The sequence below is a fragment of the Mesorhizobium sp. WSM4822 genome (genome assembly GCF_055811155.1).
Map to the genome: position 1 here is coordinate 449254 of NZ_JBVVQM010000001.1, position 17844 is coordinate 467097.

18 protein-coding genes and 1 pseudogene are annotated in these 17844 nt (G+C 62.7%); 7 read left to right on the forward strand and 12 right to left on the reverse strand.

Going from position 1 to position 17844, the window contains the following annotated elements:
- Nucleotides 1-163: 163 nt before the first annotated feature.
- From AC0L3E_RS02275 to AC0L3E_RS02290, 4 genes are all read left to right on the forward strand, one after another.
- Nucleotides 164-1357 (forward strand): ABC transporter substrate-binding protein, encoded by a 1194-nt coding sequence (locus tag AC0L3E_RS02275; RefSeq protein WP_128308066.1) that lies wholly within the window; start codon nucleotides 164-166, stop codon nucleotides 1355-1357.
- 73 nt (nucleotides 1358-1430) lie between these two features.
- Nucleotides 1431-1976, forward strand: coding sequence for an ATP-binding cassette domain-containing protein (locus tag AC0L3E_RS02280; protein WP_473604153.1), 546 nt, complete (start codon nucleotides 1431-1433; stop codon nucleotides 1974-1976).
- Entirely contained in the window at nucleotides 1973-2827 is an 855-nt protein-coding gene (locus AC0L3E_RS02285; protein WP_473604154.1) for an ATP-binding cassette domain-containing protein, read from the forward strand. The genes AC0L3E_RS02280 and AC0L3E_RS02285 overlap by 4 nt, the downstream gene beginning before the upstream one ends.
- 14 nt (nucleotides 2828-2841) lie before the next feature.
- Nucleotides 2842-3828, forward strand: a complete 987-nt coding sequence (locus tag AC0L3E_RS02290; protein WP_164762477.1) for an ABC transporter permease — start codon at nucleotides 2842-2844, stop codon at nucleotides 3826-3828.
- Nucleotides 3829-4265: 437 nt separating this feature from the next.
- Here the strand turns inward: AC0L3E_RS02290 and AC0L3E_RS02295 are convergent, their stop codons facing one another.
- From AC0L3E_RS02295 to AC0L3E_RS02335, 9 genes and pseudogenes are all read right to left on the reverse strand, one after another.
- Nucleotides 4266-4862, reverse strand: a complete 597-nt coding sequence (locus AC0L3E_RS02295; RefSeq protein ID WP_245466201.1) for an ATP-binding cassette domain-containing protein — start codon at nucleotides 4860-4862, stop codon at nucleotides 4266-4268.
- An 81-nt stretch (nucleotides 4863-4943) separates the two neighbouring features.
- Nucleotides 4944-5453, reverse strand: a complete 510-nt coding sequence (locus tag AC0L3E_RS02300) for a hypothetical protein (RefSeq protein WP_245469587.1) — start codon at nucleotides 5451-5453, stop codon at nucleotides 4944-4946.
- A gap of 57 nt (nucleotides 5454-5510) precedes the next feature.
- The gene (locus tag AC0L3E_RS02305) at nucleotides 5511-6104 is read right to left on the reverse strand and encodes a hypothetical protein (protein ID WP_473604155.1); all 594 of its coding nucleotides are present in this window, start codon (nucleotides 6102-6104) and stop codon (nucleotides 5511-5513) included.
- A 122-nt stretch (nucleotides 6105-6226) separates the two neighbouring features.
- Nucleotides 6227-6928, reverse strand: coding sequence for a periplasmic heavy metal sensor (locus AC0L3E_RS02310; protein WP_245469590.1), 702 nt, complete (start codon nucleotides 6926-6928; stop codon nucleotides 6227-6229).
- 50 nt (nucleotides 6929-6978) lie between these two features.
- Nucleotides 6979-7110: pseudogene (locus AC0L3E_RS02315) on the reverse strand (ATP-binding cassette domain-containing protein); the annotation flags it as partial.
- 11 nt (nucleotides 7111-7121) lie between these two features.
- Entirely contained in the window at nucleotides 7122-8054 is a 933-nt protein-coding gene (gene kce, locus AC0L3E_RS02320; protein WP_473604156.1) for a 3,5-dioxohexanoate:acetyl-CoA acetone transferase, read from the reverse strand.
- A gap of 45 nt (nucleotides 8055-8099) precedes the next feature.
- Nucleotides 8100-8948, reverse strand: coding sequence for a carbohydrate ABC transporter permease (locus tag AC0L3E_RS02325; protein WP_128308069.1), 849 nt, complete (start codon nucleotides 8946-8948; stop codon nucleotides 8100-8102).
- On the reverse strand, nucleotides 8945-9880 hold the full coding sequence (locus tag AC0L3E_RS02330) for a carbohydrate ABC transporter permease (protein WP_127326341.1): 936 nt from the start codon (nucleotides 9878-9880) through the stop codon (nucleotides 8945-8947). The genes AC0L3E_RS02325 and AC0L3E_RS02330 overlap by 4 nt, the downstream gene beginning before the upstream one ends.
- Nucleotide 9881: 1 nt before the next feature.
- The gene (locus AC0L3E_RS02335) at nucleotides 9882-11132 is read right to left on the reverse strand and encodes an extracellular solute-binding protein (protein ID WP_128308070.1); all 1251 of its coding nucleotides are present in this window, start codon (nucleotides 11130-11132) and stop codon (nucleotides 9882-9884) included.
- A gap of 151 nt (nucleotides 11133-11283) precedes the next feature.
- Between AC0L3E_RS02335 and AC0L3E_RS02340 the strand changes: the two genes are divergently transcribed.
- From AC0L3E_RS02340 to AC0L3E_RS02350, 3 genes are all read left to right on the forward strand, one after another.
- Nucleotides 11284-12207 carry a BadF/BadG/BcrA/BcrD ATPase family protein gene (locus AC0L3E_RS02340; RefSeq protein WP_245469591.1) on the forward strand — a complete coding sequence of 308 codons (924 nt, stop codon included), beginning with the start codon at nucleotides 11284-11286 and terminating at the stop codon, nucleotides 12205-12207.
- The gene (locus AC0L3E_RS02345; protein ID WP_473604157.1) at nucleotides 12208-13230 is read left to right on the forward strand and encodes an SIS domain-containing protein; all 1023 of its coding nucleotides are present in this window, start codon (nucleotides 12208-12210) and stop codon (nucleotides 13228-13230) included.
- Between the two features lie 141 nt (nucleotides 13231-13371).
- Nucleotides 13372-14562 carry an ROK family transcriptional regulator gene (locus tag AC0L3E_RS02350; protein WP_128306916.1) on the forward strand — a complete coding sequence of 397 codons (1191 nt, stop codon included), beginning with the start codon at nucleotides 13372-13374 and terminating at the stop codon, nucleotides 14560-14562.
- A gap of 205 nt (nucleotides 14563-14767) precedes the next feature.
- Here AC0L3E_RS02350 and AC0L3E_RS02355 read toward each other — a convergent pair whose 3' ends face one another.
- Genes AC0L3E_RS02355 through AC0L3E_RS02365 form a run of 3 tightly spaced genes read right to left on the reverse strand, consistent with a single transcriptional unit; the run spans nucleotide 14768 to nucleotide 17834 of the window.
- Entirely contained in the window at nucleotides 14768-15541 is a 774-nt protein-coding gene (locus AC0L3E_RS02355) for an SDR family NAD(P)-dependent oxidoreductase (protein ID WP_128306917.1), read from the reverse strand.
- A gap of 7 nt (nucleotides 15542-15548) precedes the next feature.
- Entirely contained in the window at nucleotides 15549-16883 is a 1335-nt protein-coding gene (locus AC0L3E_RS02360; protein ID WP_473604158.1) for a dihydroorotase, read from the reverse strand.
- Nucleotides 16884-16898: 15 nt separating this feature from the next.
- Entirely contained in the window at nucleotides 16899-17834 is a 936-nt protein-coding gene (locus tag AC0L3E_RS02365) for a polysaccharide deacetylase family protein (RefSeq protein WP_128306918.1), read from the reverse strand.
- Nucleotides 17835-17844 lie beyond the last annotated feature (10 nt).

The window sequence follows — 17844 nt, forward strand, 5'->3', positions numbered from 1 at the left end:
GTATCTCCGCACAGTGCAGCAACACGCTCGCCGGAATCATGGCGAGCCCAGCATCGCGAATATCACGAATCCATTCGGCGAGCCCACTGGTTTGTCATGGCGATGAGCGAATTCCAATCGCTTTTGGCCTTATTAGAATTATTTTGACTGATTTTGACCATATGTGATAAGCGATGTTCGTCAATCGTCGTCAATTGGCGCTGACAAGTGCGCAGTTCTTGTCAAAAAATGGGAATTAAGTCAGCGATTCAGAGCGCTTGGCTCTGTTGCGAACCGGGTTGGAGGAACCATGTCTTTCTTGTCGAAGCTGAAATCGGCCCTTGTCGGCGCCGCTGCCGCGGCCGTCTTGTCAACGGCGGCTGTCGCTGCCGATGAACCCACGGTCGGCGTTGTCGTGCCGACCCTGGATGCGCAATTCTGGAACAGCTATGTCGCCTTCATGAAGAAGGGAGCGGATGAGCTTGGGGTAAAGCTCGTCGTGCTCAATGCCGACAACAAGCCCGACCAGATGGTCAAGTCGCTTGAGGACCTGGTGGCCCAGAAAGTTGACGGCATTGTTTTCACACCTTATTGGGCCACTGCCGCTCGCGGGCTTACCTTGGCGAAGGAAGCCGAGATACCGGTCATCCTCACCGACAGCTACCCGGATTTTTCGCCTCAAACCGAGCGTTTCCCCAATTACATCGCCTTTATCGGGCCGAGCGATGAAGACGCCGGATACCAAATGGCCAAGGCGCTGTTCGCCGCGATCAAGCCGGGGTCGGATGGCAAGAAAGTGATCGGCGTAGTGAACGGCACCGCCGGCACCTCGGTCGCCATTGATCGCCGCAAAGGGCTGGAAGACGCTCTCAAGGAAGCGCCCGATGTGCGCGTCGCCGGCGAAGTCGATGGCAATTTCGTCCGTGATACGTCACAGACCGCGTTTGAATCGCTCTTCCAGGGCAATCCGGACATCATCGGCGTCTGGGCCGCGAACGGCGGCACTGCGACCGGCGTGATGGCTGCGCTCAAGAATCACGGGAAAGCGCCCGGCAAGGACGTTATGGTCGTCGGAATGGATCTCAACCCTGAGAATGTCGATGCGGTAAAGTCCGGTGACCTGCTTTTCGATATTGGCGGTCATTGGCTTCAGGGCGGCTTCGCCCTTGTCGCCCTTTTCGATCACATCAAGGGTATTCCGGTTCCCGCGGACGCCGACAATGTCAAGCTAAAGCTGCTGCCGCTGACCAAGGATCGCGTTGCGCAGTTCGAGAAGGACTTTCCCGGCGGCGTGCCGACATATGATTTCAGACAGCACTCCCGCTTCTACAACAAGGACGCCAAGCCAGCCGTTTTCGAGATGCAATATAGCAACTGAACGTACGGTTGGACCTGCCTGCAATCCTCCGGTTGCGGGCAGGACCTGCCTGGCATTTGGGCGTATTCAATTCATGACACTGACTGCGAGCGACCTGCGCAAGAGCTACGGCCAGACACGCGCCGTAGATGGCGTATCGGTGGTGCTTCGGCCCGGCATGGTTCACGCCATCGTCGGCGAAAACGGAGCCGGCAAATCGACGACCTTGCGTATGCTTGCGGGCGCGGAACGGCCTGACGGTGGCGTCATGACCTTGGATGAAGCAAGCTATGCGCCACCAAGTGTCATCGGTGCGGCGGCCCTTGGCGTCTCGCTTGTATACCAGGAAATCACGATCAACCGTTCGCTGACCGTTGCCGAAAACATCTTCATCGATCGCCTGCGGCAGTTCGCCGGCCCTCTCGGTTTTATCGACCGCAGACGTATGGAAGCCGCGTCGCAAACGATCCTCGAACGGATCGGCGCGCAAATATCGGTCTCTGCCGACACAGGCCGCCTCAATCTCGGCGAGCTGAAATGCATCGAGATCGCCCGAGCGCTGTCTACAAATCCGAAAATCCTCCTTCTCGACGAATCCACCGCCTATCTCGATCATCGAGAGCCGTCGCGGATGAATTGACGATCCTGAAAGACGGGCAGTATGTCGGAACCTATCGCACGACCGAGATCGAGCCCAATGAAATTCATCGCCGCATGGTGGGGCGCGAGCTCGCGAGAAGCATCTATCCGCCGCCGCCGCCGAGAGATCCAAGCAAGCCTGTTGTCTTCGAAGCCTGCGAGGTCGCCGTTGGACGCGAACTCGGCGGCGTCAGCCTGAATGTGCATGCCGGCGAAATCCTCGGCCTTGCCGGATTGAAGGGCGCTGGCGCCGAGGCGCTGTTCGCAGCCATTTGCGGCGACTTGCCCTTGCGTGGTGGCTCGATGAAGCTTGCGGGTGGTTCTTATGCGCCGTCGAGTCCGACTTTCGCCTGGGGACAGGGCGTCGCCTACCTGCCGGGTGACCGTCACAATGAGGGCCTGATCGCCGACTTCAGTATCCTCGACAATCTGGTGATGGCCCGCCCGCCGCATCATGGGCCGTTCTTTGATCGCGCCGCTGCCACTGCCATCGCGGGTGACCTGATCGCCCAGATCGGCATCAAGACACAAAGCGTCGATTCGTCCTGCCGTTCGCTCTCGGGCGGCAATTTGCAAAAGGTGGTGATCGGCAAATGCCTGGCTGTCCAGCCGCGCTTGCTCCTGCTCAACAATCCTACACGCGGGGTCGATATCGGCGCCCGAACGGAAATCTATCGCCTCGTCAGGCAGAAGGCGGCGCAGGGCCTCGCCGTGATCCTGTCATCAGAAGACATGCCCGAACTGATCGGTATGTCGGACCGCTTGCTGGTGCTCCGGCAAGGACAAATTACGCATCGCATCGAGACGGCAGCCGATGCCACCGAGCATGACATCATTGGACATATGGCCTGACCATGGAAACGAACGTGACCTCGATCGCCACCAAGACACCGAACGCAACCAGGGAACCCGGCGTCAATGCCAAGTTCGAAGTCGTCAAACGCGGCGTTCCGCTTGCCATGCTCGTCCTGCTCATTGTGATCTTCTCGATAGCCTCGCCACGCTTCCTGACCTTCAGCAACCTTCTCATCGTGCTTCAACAGGGCACGGTGCTGCTGGTTGCTGCGCTCGGCATGACCTTCGTCATCATGGCCGGTTCAATCGATCTTTCGGTCGGTTCAATTGTTGCACTCGCGGCATTGGCAGCCGCATTGACAGCTGACAGCCTTGGCGCCGCGGCGATCATTCCCGCCATTGCCGTCGGTGCTGTTGCCGGATTGATCAACGGCGTTCTCCTAGCCAAAGGCAAGGTGCCGTCCTTCATCGCAACCATGGGAGCGATGGTGGTCTATCGCGGCATCGTGCTGCTTTTTACACGTGGCGCTCCTGTCTCGATCGAGGATGAGCAATTCCTTGATGTCTATACCAATCGGACTTTGGGCATTCCGCACTCCGTGATCATTGGCCTGGTGCTGATGGTTGTCGCGTATGGCATCATCAACAGGACGGTGTTCGGGCGCGAGGTTCGCGCCATAGGCGGTGGGGAACGTGTCGCCATTCTAACGGGCATTCAGGTCGCGCGCGTGAAAATCTATATGTATGTGCTTCTCGGTGCCTTGTGCGGCATTGCCGGCTTGCTACAAGCCGCGCGCGCCATGGCCGCCACCGCCCAACTCGGGGAGGGGCTTGAACTGGACGTCATAGCCGCGGTGGTCGTCGGCGGAACACCATTGACTGGAGGCGTAGGCAGTGTTGTCGGTACCATGCTGGGCGTTTTGATCATCACTCTGCTTTCCAACGGCATGAACATGGCCGGTGTCGATCCGTACCTTCAGAATATCGTCAAGGGTACGGTTTTGGTCTGCGCCGTATTCGTGACCATTGATCGCAAGAAGATCGGCATCATCAAGTAAGCGTCGAACTGCGGTTGGGCGAGATCTCGCGCCTTTCTGATCTTCGTGCACTCGACGTTGTATCTCCAGTCTGCTGGCGAACTCGCTGCTGGTCGCCGTCCGTCGCTCTTCCAGCCACGTACGCCATGGTGCGGTTGAAGGGTGGCGGTCGCTTCCTGCCGGCTTTCACGCAGCCGACCTACGTGGCGTAAGCGGTTCGCCCAATTTGACTCAAGAAGCTGATACAGCATTTGCTGATCATATTTATTTTGAAACGAATGGCAGCTTTGCGCCTCCGTCCGCTAGTTCGGGATGCCTTTGCCACTACCCAAAGGCAGACGTCACCCGAAAGCCGTTCCCTCTGGGTAAAAAAGCCGCGTTACCTCTTTGGCCAGCTCATGGGTTCCGACAGCGCCTGCATAACGTGGAGCTCAAAAGCGCCGGGCGCGTGGCTGGCCTCAGCCAACTGCCGGGCATCCCACTCTCGGACAATGCTGCCCTCGGCCAGAAGCACCGCGCGGTTGCAAAGGGCCGGGAACGGCTTCCACGATATGGGTGGAGATGATGACCGCGTGGCTGCCCCTCAGTGCGATGGCACGGATGATGCGCTTGACCTCAAAGGCGGCGAGCGGATCGAGGCCATTCAGGGATTCGTCGAAGATGAGCAGCGGTGGCGCGCCGAGCAATGCGGCGGCAATGGCAATCTTGGCCTGCGTGCCAAGCGAATATTCGGCAATCGGCCGTTCGATCCAGCGCCTCAGCCCCAATCTCTCGACAACATCGACGCCAGGCCAGTCATTCTCCGTACAGCCACGGACCGACGCGACGAACTGGAGATATTGCCGTCCGGTGAGCGCTGCCGGCAGTTCAGGCGGATCGATGGCCAGACCGAAGCCGGCCTTGGCGGGCTCCGGCGCGCTGGCGAGATCGAGGCCGTCGATCGCCACACTTCCCTGGAGCAGCCGGATCTGACCGGTGATCGCCTTCAGCAAGGTGGATTTTCCTGAGCCGTTTGCGCCGAGCAGGCCAAGGATGTCACCCCGATCGAGCGTCATCCCGATGCCGGCGACAACTGGTCGGCCCCCATAGCCGGCGCCGAGCCCGCGAACCGCGAGTATCTCGACAGATCGACACTGCTATCCATGGCGATATCTCCGTTGCGCCCGGTGCCACAGGAACAGGACAAGGGCGGCAAAGCCGATCAGCACCGTGCGCCCATATTCGAGCGACTCGTAGCTGGTGTAGGCGATGGTGCCGAGGAAGCTCAGCGCGGCGACGAATGGCGAGGTCATGAAATAGGCGGCAAACACCGCATAGGCGCCGTTCAGCGCCAGCAGCCAGAAGCCGCTAGCGAGCGGCAACGCCCAGGCCGACGGCTCAGCCGCCAGGGCAGCAACGGCCGGCAGGAGAAAGTAGGCGACCGACAATTGCAGGGGCAGCCGCGCCAGGCGCAGCCAGGCCCTGGTGAAGCCGAGCGGAGCCGTGCGCAGCACTGGCGAGTCGAGCGGATGGAAGCGCGCGCTCAGCATGAAGACGAGAGGGCCGCCGGTCAGGCCGGCCATGGCCGCCGGCACGGCATCGTGACGAACGAAGCTGATGGAGGCAGCAACAACCGTCGCGAAACCAAACAGGATGGCTGCTCCCACTAGGCGCCATGAAAGTACTATGCGGCCGGCGGGTAGATCCCAGGCCCAGCTGGAGAGCTAGGCCGGCGTCGAACGATCGACGGCACCTAGCAAGGGGCGGCGCCCGTCCGGATCCCTTGCCAGATCGGCAGTGTCGGCGTTGACCAGGTCGCGCGCGCTCCGCAGGCACAGGACGGCTGTCGCACAGAAGCCGGCGCCAAACAGGATCGCGGCGCCGAGACCCCAGGTCGCTGCCAGTGGTTTTGCAATGACGAGACATCCAAGGCCTACTGCTGCTGCGACGATGAAAACAATGGGGACGCCCAGCGCACACGCCGCCACCGCCGCCATGCGCCGGCGCTCCCGAAGCGACAGCGGCAAAGCCTTCAGGAAAGGCGCGAAGGCGCGCGACAGGCAAAGCCTGGCGAGCGCGTTGCCAGCGAAGCCGCCAAGAATGAGAAGCGCGCTTGGCAAACCAAGCAGCCACAGCGCCTGCTCCTGCCGCAGCGTGGCCGCCCCCGCCTGCAACGCGACAACGACGTCGGCCATGGCGTAGGCAAAAAGGGCCCAGCCACCAAACCCGATCCAGGCAAGGTCGCGGCGGCGGATCAAACGCAAGCCAGCCGAGAGTTCGCGCCGGAGCAAGGTCAGGACAAGCCTGTCGTGCCGCATTGTTCCATCTTCGTGATCGGCCTCAAAGCCGGTTGGATATCGACATAGGTCGGTGACGATTGTGCCGCCAGTAGGGCCGTAGCGGCTCAGCCTCCCACAGGGGGGTTTGGCGGTTACATTCTTCAGCGCCATATGAGATAGTCCTGCATCGTCGCCTGAAGGCTGGTCGTGGCGGTGCGCACCCCAGCCATCGCGTCCTTCACCGCCGCTTGGTCAAAGGGTTTGGCTGTTTGTGCCGCCGCCACAATGGTGCGCGCGGCACGCAGTTGGCGCAGTGCCTGGAAGGTGCGAGCGCCGTTGTCGCGCAGCACGCCACGGAACTCCTTCCTTACCTCGGGCGGATAAGTGCTGGCAATCTCCGACAACAGCACGCGCGGCGCCGCGCCCTTGCGCAGGCCGTGCAAGGCATAGCCGAGGAGGAAGAAGTTGACCCCGAGCGAAAGGGCGAGCACCACCAGCCTCGCCGTCATATCCAGGAACGCTTCAAAGCGAGCCCTCCTCTGCCGGATCATCCGGGACACGCCATAAGCCAGCGACGATCCCGACGCCAGCGCCAGAAGCTCCATAGCGGACGGATCGTCCTGCAGCCGCGCCACCTGGTAGCCTACCAGCGTCGCCGCTATGAGCGCGGCAGCAGCGCAGGCGGCAAACCCGGCCCGACTCAAGAGCAGGCGCGGCAGGAAGGACGGCCGGCTCGAACCGGCTTCGATGCGGGCTAGCACCTTGCGCGCCAGCGCCTGGTCGTCGCTATCGGCCAGCGCCGCCTCGAGCACGAGGAGATCGAGCGCGGCATCCGGATCGTCATTCCGCTCCGCCGCCAGCAAGGCCCGCGCCTGCTGGCGGAAAGGCGCCGGCCATGCTTCGACGGTATCGAGGTCGACTTGCCGCAGCCGGACGGTCCGACGAGGATGACGAACTCACCGGACGCGATGTCGAAAGATACGTCGTGGATAACCTTCGCTTTGCCAAGGGCTCTCTCGACGCCCGATATGGTGACCGCACTCATTAGTGTTGTCCTCAGAAAGAGACCTTGTCGCCACCCTTGAGCTGCAAAATCTGCCGCGCCTCGTCAGGGGTGGCCACCGAGGCACCGAGCCCCTCAATGATCTGGCGGACCTTCTTCACCTGCTCGGCGTTGGATTTCGCCAGCTGGCCCTTGCCGATCCACAGCGAGTCCTCCAGCCCGACGCGCACATTGCCTCCAAGCGCAATCGCCTGGGTGGCGATCGGCAGTTGGCTTCGGCCTGCGCCCAGCACCGACCAGTGGTAGTCCTGCCCAAACAGGCGGTCGGCGGTGCGCTTCATATGCGCGACATCCTCCGGATGGGTGCCGATGCCGCCAAGGATACCGAACACGCTCTGGACAAAGAACGGCGCCTTGACCAGGCCGCGCTCGACGAAATGGGCGAGCGTATAGAGATGGCCGATGTCGTAACACTCGATTTCGAAACGCGTGCCGTTCTCCGCACAAGTGCGCAATATGTGCTCGATATCGCCAAAGGTGTTGCGGAAGATGCGGTCGCGCGAGCCTTCGACATATGGACGTTCCCAATCATGTTCGAAGGTCTTGAAGCGCTCCAGCATCGGATAGAGGCCGAAATTCATCGAGCCCATGTTGAGTGAGGCGACTTCCGGCGCAAAGGCCGCCGCCGGCTTGACCCGCTCCTCGACGCTCATCGTCGCGGCGCCGCCGGTGGTGATGTTGATCACGCAGTCCGAGCGCTGCTTGATCACCCTGAGGAAGGGCGCGAAGGCCTCGGTCGACTGGTCGGGACGGCCATCGATGGGGTTGCGCGCATGCAGATGGACGATGGCAGCGCCGGCCTCCGCCGCGCCTATCGCGGCCTCGGCGATGTCTTGTGCGCTCACCGGCAGATGCGGCGACATCGACGGCGTGTGGATCGAGCCGGTAATCGCGCAGGTGATGATGATCTTGTTCTGGTTCGCCACTTGAAAGAAACCTCGTCAGGTTGAGCGGGCTATTTTGACCGCGCCTTATTTCACTGCGCCTTGGGTGATGCCGGAGATGAACTGCTTCGACAGCACGATGTAGAGCAGGGTGATCGGCAGCGCTGCCAGTGTCAGTCCGGTGAACAGCACGCCCCAGTCGGTGGTGAACTCGCCGACGAAGACGGTGAGGCCCTGCGGCAAGGTTTTGAGCTCGTCCGAGGTGATCAGCACCAGCGGGAAGAAGAAGTCGTTCCAGATCGGCACGGCGTTCTGGATGGCGACGATGACCAGCGCCGGGCGCGCCAACGGCAACATGATCGAGCGCATGATGCGAAATTCGCTGGCGCCGTCCATTCGTCCGGACTCTTCTAGTTCGCGCGGCAAGGTTCGGAGGAAGCCGGTCATGATGAACACCGCCGAGGGAATGCCCATGGCGACATAGACCAGCACCAGGCCGGCATAGCTGTCGACCATGCCCAGTGAATCCAGCTGGATAAACAGCGGAATAATCGCCAGTTTCAGCGGCACGGTCATGCCGCTGAGGAAAAACATCAGCACCAAGGCGCTCAGCCTGAACTGGTAGCGGGCAATCGCATAGGCGGCCATGGTGCTGAACAGAAGGATCAGCGCCACCGCGGCCACGGTGATGCCGACGGAATTGGCGAGGTAGCGGACGAAGTTGGTTTCGCTCCACACACGCTCGGCATTGGCCAGCGAAAAGTGAGCCGGCAGGGCGAAGGGCGAGCTGAATATCTCGGCATTGGTCTTGAAGGACGACATCACCATGACGAACAGCGGATAGATCATGATGACGGCGTTGATCGCCAGCATCAGCTGGATGGCGCCATTCTTCAGCAACTCGGCGGGTTGCCCGGTGCGGGCTGTCGCGCTCACAGCTCGATCTCGCGACGGCGCAGGTAGCGAAGCGCGATTGCAGTGACGCCTGCAACGATGATGAACATCATCACGGCCAGCGCGCTGCCCTGGCCGAAATCCTGGATGCCGGTCGTCGTGGAGCCGAAGGCGGTGCGGTAGAAATAAAGGCCGAGCACGTCGGTGGCGCCGCCGGGCGAACCGGTAAGGCCGGCCATCACATAAGGGATTTCGAACCAGTTGAAGCTGCCGATGAAGGTCAGGATAGTGACGATGGTGACGCTGGGCGCTATCAGCGGCCACACGATCTTGGTCATCAGTACATAGTCGCCCGCTCCGTCGAGACGGGCGGCCTCGATCACGTCCTTGCTGATGCGCTGCATGCCGGCCAAAAGCACCAGAGTCGGGAAGCCGAGCCAGTGCCAGACATTGGCGAACAGGACGCTGCCTAGTGCGGTGTGTTCGTTGCCGAGCCACGGGATGGCGCTGATGCCGACCAGCGCCAGCGTCTGGTTCACCAGGCCGAACAGCGGATGCAGGAACAGTTTCCACAGGAAGCCGACGATGACCGCCGACAGCACGACCGGAAGAAAGACGATGACCTGGTGGATACGGTGGCCGGGCAGCGCCTTCAGCAAGGCATAGGCGAGCAGGAAGGCGGTGCCGTTCTCGAACACCATCAGCGCCACGAAGGCGATGATGTTGTGCTTCAGCGCATTGTAGGTCCAGTCGCTGTAAGGCTGTTCAAACAACACCTTGCGGAAGTTTTCAAAGCCGATGAATCCGGTCGGCTGCAAGCCGTTGAACTCATAGAAGGCAAGGCGGAAGGCCGACAGCAGCGGCCAGAGCACGAACAACACCATGACCATCAGGGCCGGTGTCAGCAGGGACGCGATCCAGAGTGACCGGCGCCACGGAAAGGCTTTTGTGGTGTGGCGTCGGCCGATGTTCATGTCACTTGCCCTGGAAAGGCTTGTACCATTTGGCGAGGCCGCTGGTCAGGTCGGCGGCCAGCTGGTCCGGGGTGATCGAACCCGACATCATCTTGGTGATGTCGCCCTGCAGCAGCTCCGATCCCGTCGGCTTCTCGAAACGGAAGTAGACGACATTGATATGCGGCATGGCGGTTTCGTTCAACTTGGCGACGTGGGCGAGAAGCTCGTCCTTGATGACGACGCCCTTGATCGGCGAGATGTTGCCGAGCAGCGCGGAGAACTTGTCGCCGAACTCCTTTGTGCCCATCCAGTTGACGAGCTTGAGCGCCGCCTCCTTGTTGGCCGACTTGGCGTTGACGGCATAGCCGCCGTCGAAGAACTTGGTCACCTGCGGGGTGTCGCCGGCCTTGGCCATGGGCGGGGCGACGAAGTCCATGTTGATGGCCGGGTTCTGGGTGCGGTAGCTGGCGATGTCGAAGCTGCCGCCGGCCAGCATCGCCGCCTTGCCGCTGATGAACAGCTGGCCGGCGGTGTCATAGTCGATGCCTTCGAAGCCGGGCGGCATGTAGTCGCGCAGTTCGAGTAGCTTGCCGAGCGCCGCGACATAACGCGGGTCCTTGAAGGTGGTCTTGCCCGACGTCAGGTCGCTGACAAAGTCCTGACCGAGGAACGGGTTGGTGAAGATGGCGACGAACATCTCGTTGAACCAACTGGTGCCCATGCCGTTGGCTAGGGGGTAAATACCCTTGTCCTTGAGCGCCTTGCTGACAGTTATGAACTCATCCCATGTGGTCGGCGGGGTCAGCCCGGCCTTGGCGAAGACGTCCTTGTTGATGAACAGTCCGAGCGTCTGCGAAGCGAAGGGTAGGGAATAGACCTTCTTGTCGGCGCGGTAGGTGCCGGCCACCAGCGCATCGGCCGGCTGGTTGGCGAGCGAAGGCACCGTGGTCAGATCCTGCGGTTCGAAATAGCCGGCCTTTACGAACTGCTCCAGCCAACCGTAAGCATGGGTGTGGATGACGTCACCGCCCTTGCCGGCGGCCAGCGCCGTCGAGACGATGGTCGGATAGTTCTCGTCCGGGAAGGACTCGAACTTCACATGGATGTCCGGGTTGGCCTTGGTGAAATCGGCGAAAAGTTCGTTGTAGGCGGCCTTGTCTTCCTGGCGCCAGGTCCAGAACGAGATGTCGGTGGCATGCGCCACGCTGGCTGCCAGTCCCCATGCGAAAGATGCGGCCGCGAGGGCCAGCCCAATCCTTCTCCTGCTCATGTTGCAATCTCCCAATCGCGCTTGATGCGCTTTTTACGACGATTATCAAATCATAGTTCTTGCCGTCTGGAAAGATAGTTTGTAAAGTTTCCTAACTAACAAGGATTGGACGCGGCAACCCGCTTCGTCCGGCGTGCGCGGTGGAATATCGGTGACCCAGAAAATCATTGCAGGCGTGGATATAGGCGGCACCAAGACGCGCATCATGGCGTGCCAGGGCCAGCACACGATCGCCGACGAGGTGCTGGTGACGGAGAGCTGGCGCATTCGCCAGATGGAGACCGATGCCAAGACACTGGCCGGCATCGTCACTGGGCTGTGCGCCGGCGCAGCACCTGTCGCGCTGGCAGTCGGCGCGCATGGCTGCGATACAGGTGAACAATGCCTTCGCTTCCAGGCGCTGTTGGCCAGCAGGACCGACGGTGCGGTGCAGGTGGTCAACGATGCCGAACTGATGGTTCCTGCCGCTGGCTATATCGATGGCATCGGCGTCGTCTCCGGCACAGGCTCCATCGCGGTGGCGCGGACAGTCGATGGCGAGATGCTGGCCGCCGGCGGCTGGGGCTGGATCCTCGGCGACGAGGGCAGCGCGCCGGCCTTGGTGCGCGAGGCGGCGAAGGCGATCCGCCACAGCCTCGACCGGGGCCAGGATGGCGACCCGCTGATCGCCGCGCTGATGCGCGAACTCAATACCGACGACCAGACTAAGCTCGGCATCCTGCTCAACGAAACGCGCGGCGCGGCGGTCTGGGGTCGCTATGCCAATGCCGTGTTCGATGCGGCGATCGCCGGCTCGGCTCTGGCCATCCGCGTCATCAGCGAAGGCGGGGCAGGGCTTGCCGCGCTGGTCGAACTCTTGATCGAACGTGGCGCCAATCATGCCCTGGTCGTGGCCGGCGGCGGTGTCATCTCGGAGCAGCCGATGCTGATGACAGCATTTGTCGAGGCCATGGCAAAGGTATCGCCGTCGAGCCAGGTGCTGCTGCTGCGGGAGCCGCCGGTGCTGGGTGCGGTCGCCTTGGCCAGACGGCTGCTGGTCGGCCAAGGGCTGTCGTCAGAAATTGGAGTCCTTTGAATGATGAAGCGTATCGGCTACCGCCCGGCGGTGGCGCGCCAGACGGAAAGTCTCGAAATTGGCAGGCGCTCGGTGGCCTTGTCGTTGGACAACCTGGATCTCAGCGCTTTTGCCGGCAAGACGATCGGGCTTGCCGGCATCGGCGCCAGCTACCAGGCGGCGCTAGCCGGTGCATCCTACCTCCGCGCCTCCGGCATCAAGGCTTTTGCCTACACGCCAACCGATCTTTATGGCCGCACGGATGCGGCTGCAGATGCCTTCATCGCACTGTCCGCCTCCGGGCAGAGCCGCGAGATTTTCGATGTCATGCGCGAGGCATCGGGCTCGCCGCGCCTGGCGGTCTGCCGTGGCAGCGACAATCCGCTGGCTGGTCTCACCGGCGCGGTGCTGGCAACGGATTCGGGTGCCGACAATGGGGCCAGTTCGACCGGCTACACCGGGACCTTGCTGGCGCTCGGCATGTTGATCGACAAGCTCGCCGGCAATAGCTTCGACTGGGCGCGTTTGCCCAGCGCGATGGCGACTGTTCTCTCTGGTGCTCAAAGCGCTGCCGGGCAGGCGGCCGGGCTGCTGCAGGGCAGAACATCCATCGATATCGTCGGCGCCGGCGTCGGCTTCGCCACCGCGGGCGAGGCGGCGATGCTGATCCGCGAGGCGGTTCGGGTGCCGGCCTCGGGCTGGGACACGCTGAACTACCTGCACGGGCCGATGGAATCGCAGGATGCGGCAACAGGACTGATCGCCATCGGCGATGGCCGCGAGGTGAAGATCGCGCAGGATGTCGCGGGCTTCGGCTGCCCCTCAGTACTGGTGACGCGGCGCAGCGATGTCGCTGTAGCCGACAGGCTGGTGCTGATCTCGATTCCGGCGCTCGGCAACGCCATCGCCGATGCCATACTGGAAATCGTCGCCATCCAACTCATAGTCGGCGACATGCAGGACGCGGCCGGCCTCACCGACATTACGTTCCGCTACCGCCAGACCGATACCAAGCTGAAGCCGTGGTCGGCGACCGAAGTCTGACGCCGCTGTCCGGATCGTGGAAATTGCCAAACCGCCTGGCAATGGGGCATTGAGGACGGGATGCGGCTTTTCGAGTCGGGGCGGCGATTGCGCTTTCACCGACTAGAGACAGGATTTAAGGCAAAAGGTCGAACGGCTGAGATGGCGGCTGCGGAAATCCCCAATCTGACCGACAGCGCCCGCGCCGTGCTGCGCGTGCTCGCCGCGCACGGGCCGGTGACGCGGCCGAAGCTCGGCGCCATGCTCGACCTATCGAAGCCGACCATGTCGGCGGCGGTATCGGAGTTGAGTGCGCTCGGCCTCGTTGCCTCGCGTGGGATTGAGCGCGGCGCCATTGGCCGCACGGCGACGATCTACGGCATCGGCCCGGGTGCGGGCTACGCAATCGGCATCGATGTCGGCGCCGCCCAGGTGCGCGCCGTCGCCTATTCGATAGATGCGCAGAAGCTGGCATCGATCGAAGAACCCATCCCGGAAGCGATAGCCGGCGATGCCGACGCGGTCGGCGCCGTCGTAGAGTCGGTGGCGCGTGCCACCATGGCCAGGGTCGCCAAGAGTTTTCGCGCGCTGCGCGCCATTGCGGTGGCGGTGCCGCGCATCGTCTCCAACAATCGTTTTGACCGGCCCGGCGGGCCGTCCGCCGTGCTTGGCCTGCTGCGGCGCAGTATCAAAGTGCCGATCATCCTGGAAAACAACGTCAATTGCGCGGCCATCGGCGAGATGCATTTTGGCGCCGCGCAAGGCCACCAGACCTTCGCCTTCCTGCAGGTTGGCGTGCGGGTCGGCCTCGGCTTCATCACCGAGGGACGTTTGTTTCGCGGCGCCGGCGGTGCTGCCGGCGAAATCGGCCGCATGCCGTTTCCATGGTCGGCCAGCGAGTCGCCCCATCGTGAAGGGCTCGAACATTATCTCGGCTCGCGGGCGTTGATCGAGCGCTGCCGTGTCGACTGGCCCGCAGGAGAAGGCGTGCCGCCCGACTCGGCCAAGGATCTTTTTGCACGCGCGCTCGAGGGCTCGCCGCCGGCGGTAGCGGCCGTCGCGCGCCATGGCGCCGATATCGGCAGGCTGGCGGCCGGCTGCATCGGCATGCTCGACCCCGGCCTGATCGTGCTTGGCGGCGGTGTCGGCAGAAACCCGCTGATGACGGAAAACGTCGAACGCGTCGCAGCAGAGCTTGCATGGTCAACACCCATCGCTGTCAGTTCCCTGGGGGATGACGGGACCGCGCTCGGTGCCGTGAAGCTGGCGGTTGATTACACTCTCGGGCTGATGCTGCGCGAAGGGCGTCACCCGGCTGTGGTGCTGCCGCCATTGTCAGAGCTGGAGCGCTAGTAGTGGTCTGATTTGGAAGATACCGCGTGACCAGATCGCTTCTGGAGAACTGTTTGCGACTGCGACTACTACCGTTGCAGAGCGCGTGTCTCGACTCTGGGGGCGAAAAGTGCCCACGTAATGTTTTGCCCTGTTCGTCGGCCAACGTCCCTTGCTGCAGCCCTTGCCCGCGGTCTCCGGGCATTCGGCCTTAGGTCTTACTAGGTCAGCCCGCCATCCAGCCGCCGTCCACCATCAGGTTGATGCCTGTAACGTAGCTTGCCATGTCGCTGGCGAGAAACAAGGCGGCTCCGGCCACGTCGCTCGGATGTCCAAGCCGCGGCCATGGCGTGCGCCTTCGCGAGTAATCGAGCGCGTCGGGATCGTTGGCGACACCCGGCTTGCCGGTGACGATCTTGCCTGGCGCAATCGCGTTGCAGACGATCAGGTCGTCGGCGTGGTCGACGGCGATCTGCCGTGTCATCTGCACGATGCCCCCCTTGCTCACCGAATAGGGAAAGTCACCGGGGCAGGCAACCATGCCGTGCTGGGACGAAATGTTGATGATGCGGCCGCGCACGTCGTTGACCGGTGCCTGGCCGAGCATCTGCATCACCGCCCGTTTCGAGCAGTAGAAGAAGCCGGTCAGGTTCACGCCGATGACGCGCTGCCATTGTCCTGGCGTGGTGTCGATCAGATTGGTGCTGGTGTAGATCGCGGCGTTGTTGACCATCACGTCGAGACGTCCAAACTGCGTGACCGTCGCATCGACCGTCGCATCGACGGCGCTCCAGTCAGAGATGTCGGTCCGGATGTAAACAGCAGCTCCGCCATTCGAGCGGATCAACTCCACCGTACTCTCACCGCCTTCGATCGGCTGCTCGACCGTGTCGGCGATGACGACGCTCGCGCCCTCGGCCGCGAATTTCAGCGCGATCGCGCGGCCGATGCCGGAACTGCCTCCGGTGACGATGGCGGCCTTGTTGGCGAGCAGGGGCATATGGTCCTCAGCTTTCCCGGGTGACGATGTGTCCGACTTTCGGGCCGATCGGTTTTCCCTCGCGCACGATCTCGCGACCACGCAGGAAGACGTTTGTCAGCCGCGCTTCGACGATCCAGCCATCGAATGGCGTATAGCCCGCACGTGACACCTGATCGGCATTGGCGATGGTGCTGGACTGGCGCGGATCGAGGATGAGGATATCGGCATCGTAGCCGGTGGCGATCTTCCCCTTGCGCCGGCCAAGCCCGAAGCGCTCGGCCGGATTGCTGGCGCACAGGCGCACCAGATCGGGCAGCGCGATCAAGCCTTCATCGACCAATTTCAGCATGGTCTGCAACAGTGTTTGCAGTCCTGGCATGCCGCCTGGAATGTCAGCGAAAGCCGCATAGGGCGCTGCCTTTTCGGCTGGGGTGTGCGGCGCGTGGTCGGTGGCGACGATGTCGATCAGTCCTGCGCTCAGCGCGGCGCGCAGCGCATCCACATCATGCGGTGAGCGCAGGGGTGGCGAGGCCTTGAGATTGGCGCCTTGCAACTCATAATCGCCGGCGGTGAAGAAGAGGCTCTGCGGGGTGGTTTCGACGCTGGCGTCGGCCATGCCGCGCAGCCGGCCCCACGTCTCGACGCCGAGTTCGGAATTGATCTGGCGGACATGAATTCTGGTCTCGGTCGAGGCGGCGGCGATGAGCGCCCGGGCGATGCCGTTAGCTTCGGCCAGGGGCGTCCGGCTGGCCTGAAAGGCGGCGATGTTGCCGGAGCGGTCGCGCGCTGTGCTGCCGGTTAGGATCGATTGATCGCCAGGCGAGATGCCGATCAAAGTGTCGCTGCCGGCGAAAGCCTTCAACGCCTCGGCCACGGCGTCGGACGTCGCGAAGAGGAAGTCATCGGGCACATCGGCGGTGAACAGCTCGAACGAGACCGGCGCCAAGTCCAGCACGCGAGGGATAAGCGACAGGTTGCGGCTGACCACGGCTTGCAAGCCGACATCGACATGGATGCGGGCCTCAGTCAGCGTCATCTTGTCGGCAAGCTGTTCGGCCGTGGCCGTCCATGGCTCATCGGTCGGCATATCGAGCACCGTCGTAACGCCGCCAAGGGCCGCGGCATGCGTGCCGGAGAAAAAGTCCTCCTTGTGCGTCAGGCCGGGCTCGCGCAAATGCGCGTGCGCGTCGACCAGGCCGGGCAGCAGATAGGTGCCGGCCGCATCGATGACGGTCCTGGCCGAAGCCGTCTCGCCAGGCTGGACCAGCGCCGCGATACGGCCATCGGTAATACCCACATCGCGCCGCTCGAACCCTTCGGCGTTGACGATGGTGGCCCCCCGGATCAGCGTTTCAAACATGTCGTCTTGCTTCCGTCAGCCGCGCCGCTCGAAGCCGGCATGGTTCTCCAGCCAGAATCGGGCAATGTCTTGGCGGCGCACAAAGGCAGCGACTGGCTTTTTCTTCACGTGCTCGATCACCTCGCGCAGCCCGGAGGCCCGGTTGGGTTGGCCCATCCAGCGCGCATGGATGCCGATAGTCAGCATGCGGCCGCCGGTCTCATCGGCCTCGTCGAGCATGTAGTCGATCGCCGAGCGGCAATCCTCGGCGAAGTCGCGCGGATTGCTGTAGCCCGGCGCCACCAGATAGCGGCTGTCGTTGAGCGTCTTGGAATAGGGCACGACCAGGATTTCCGTGCCCCGATGGTCGACGAAATAAGGCAGGTCATCGTTGCAGGGATCGGAGTGGTAGAGGAAGCCCCCTTCCTCGACGAGCAGATCGCGCGTGTTGACGCTAGGCAGCGAGCGGCAGTTCCAGCCGAGGGGCCGCCTCCCCAGCAGTTTCTCGTAGAGCGCGATCGCTTCATGCAGCTGGCGCCTTTCCTCGCTGCGCTCCATGGTCGTATAATCGATCCAACGCAGGCCGTGGCCGAGCAGATCGTGCCGTCGCGTCTTCATCCATTCGACGAAGGGCGGGTTGCGCTCCAGCGCCACCGCGCAAGCGGAGATGGTGATCGGGATGTCGTAGCGATCGAAGAGTCGCGCCAGGCGCCAGACACCGGCGCGGCTGCCATATTCGAAATGCGTCTCGGTGCCGAGGTCGCGCACCGGCGGGCTCGAGGTGAGATTGTATTCGCCCCAATTGTCGTTGCGGCCGTCTTCGGGCCAGGAATATTCCGAGCCCTCCTCGTAGTTGAGCACGAGGTTGATGGCGAGCTTGACGCCGCCGGGCCAGGTCATGAAGGGTGGGCGCGGACCATAGCCGACGAAGTCGCGCGGCTGGGCCGGTTGCGAGGCAGCGCTCGGCGTCATGGCAAATTCC

Bases quoted from the DNA above. Each gene is read 5' to 3' on its own strand.
- AC0L3E_RS02350 (WP_128306916.1), top strand. From the start codon at position 13,372: ATGGCGGCTGCGGAAATCCCCAATCTGACCGACAGCGCCCGCGCCGTG.
- AC0L3E_RS02345 (WP_473604157.1), top strand. From the start codon at position 12,208: ATGATGAAGCGTATCGGCTACCGCCCGGCGGTGGCGCGCCAGACGGAA.
- AC0L3E_RS02280 (WP_473604153.1), top strand. From the start codon at position 1,431: ATGACACTGACTGCGAGCGACCTGCGCAAGAGCTACGGCCAGACACGC.
- AC0L3E_RS02305 (WP_473604155.1), bottom strand. From the start codon at position 6,104: ATGCGGCACGACAGGCTTGTCCTGACCTTGCTCCGGCGCGAACTCTCG.
- AC0L3E_RS02355 (WP_128306917.1), bottom strand. From the start codon at position 15,541: ATGCCCCTGCTCGCCAACAAGGCCGCCATCGTCACCGGAGGCAGTTCC.
- AC0L3E_RS02360 (WP_473604158.1), bottom strand. From the start codon at position 16,883: ATGTTTGAAACGCTGATCCGGGGGGCCACCATCGTCAACGCCGAAGGG.
- AC0L3E_RS02295 (WP_245466201.1), bottom strand. From the start codon at position 4,862: ATGACGCTCGATCGGGGTGACATCCTTGGCCTGCTCGGCGCAAACGGC.
- AC0L3E_RS02335 (WP_128308070.1), bottom strand. From the start codon at position 11,132: ATGAGCAGGAGAAGGATTGGGCTGGCCCTCGCGGCCGCATCTTTCGCA.
- AC0L3E_RS02330 (WP_127326341.1), bottom strand. From the start codon at position 9,880: ATGAACATCGGCCGACGCCACACCACAAAAGCCTTTCCGTGGCGCCGG.
- AC0L3E_RS02365 (WP_128306918.1), bottom strand. From the start codon at position 17,834: ATGACGCCGAGCGCTGCCTCGCAACCGGCCCAGCCGCGCGACTTCGTC.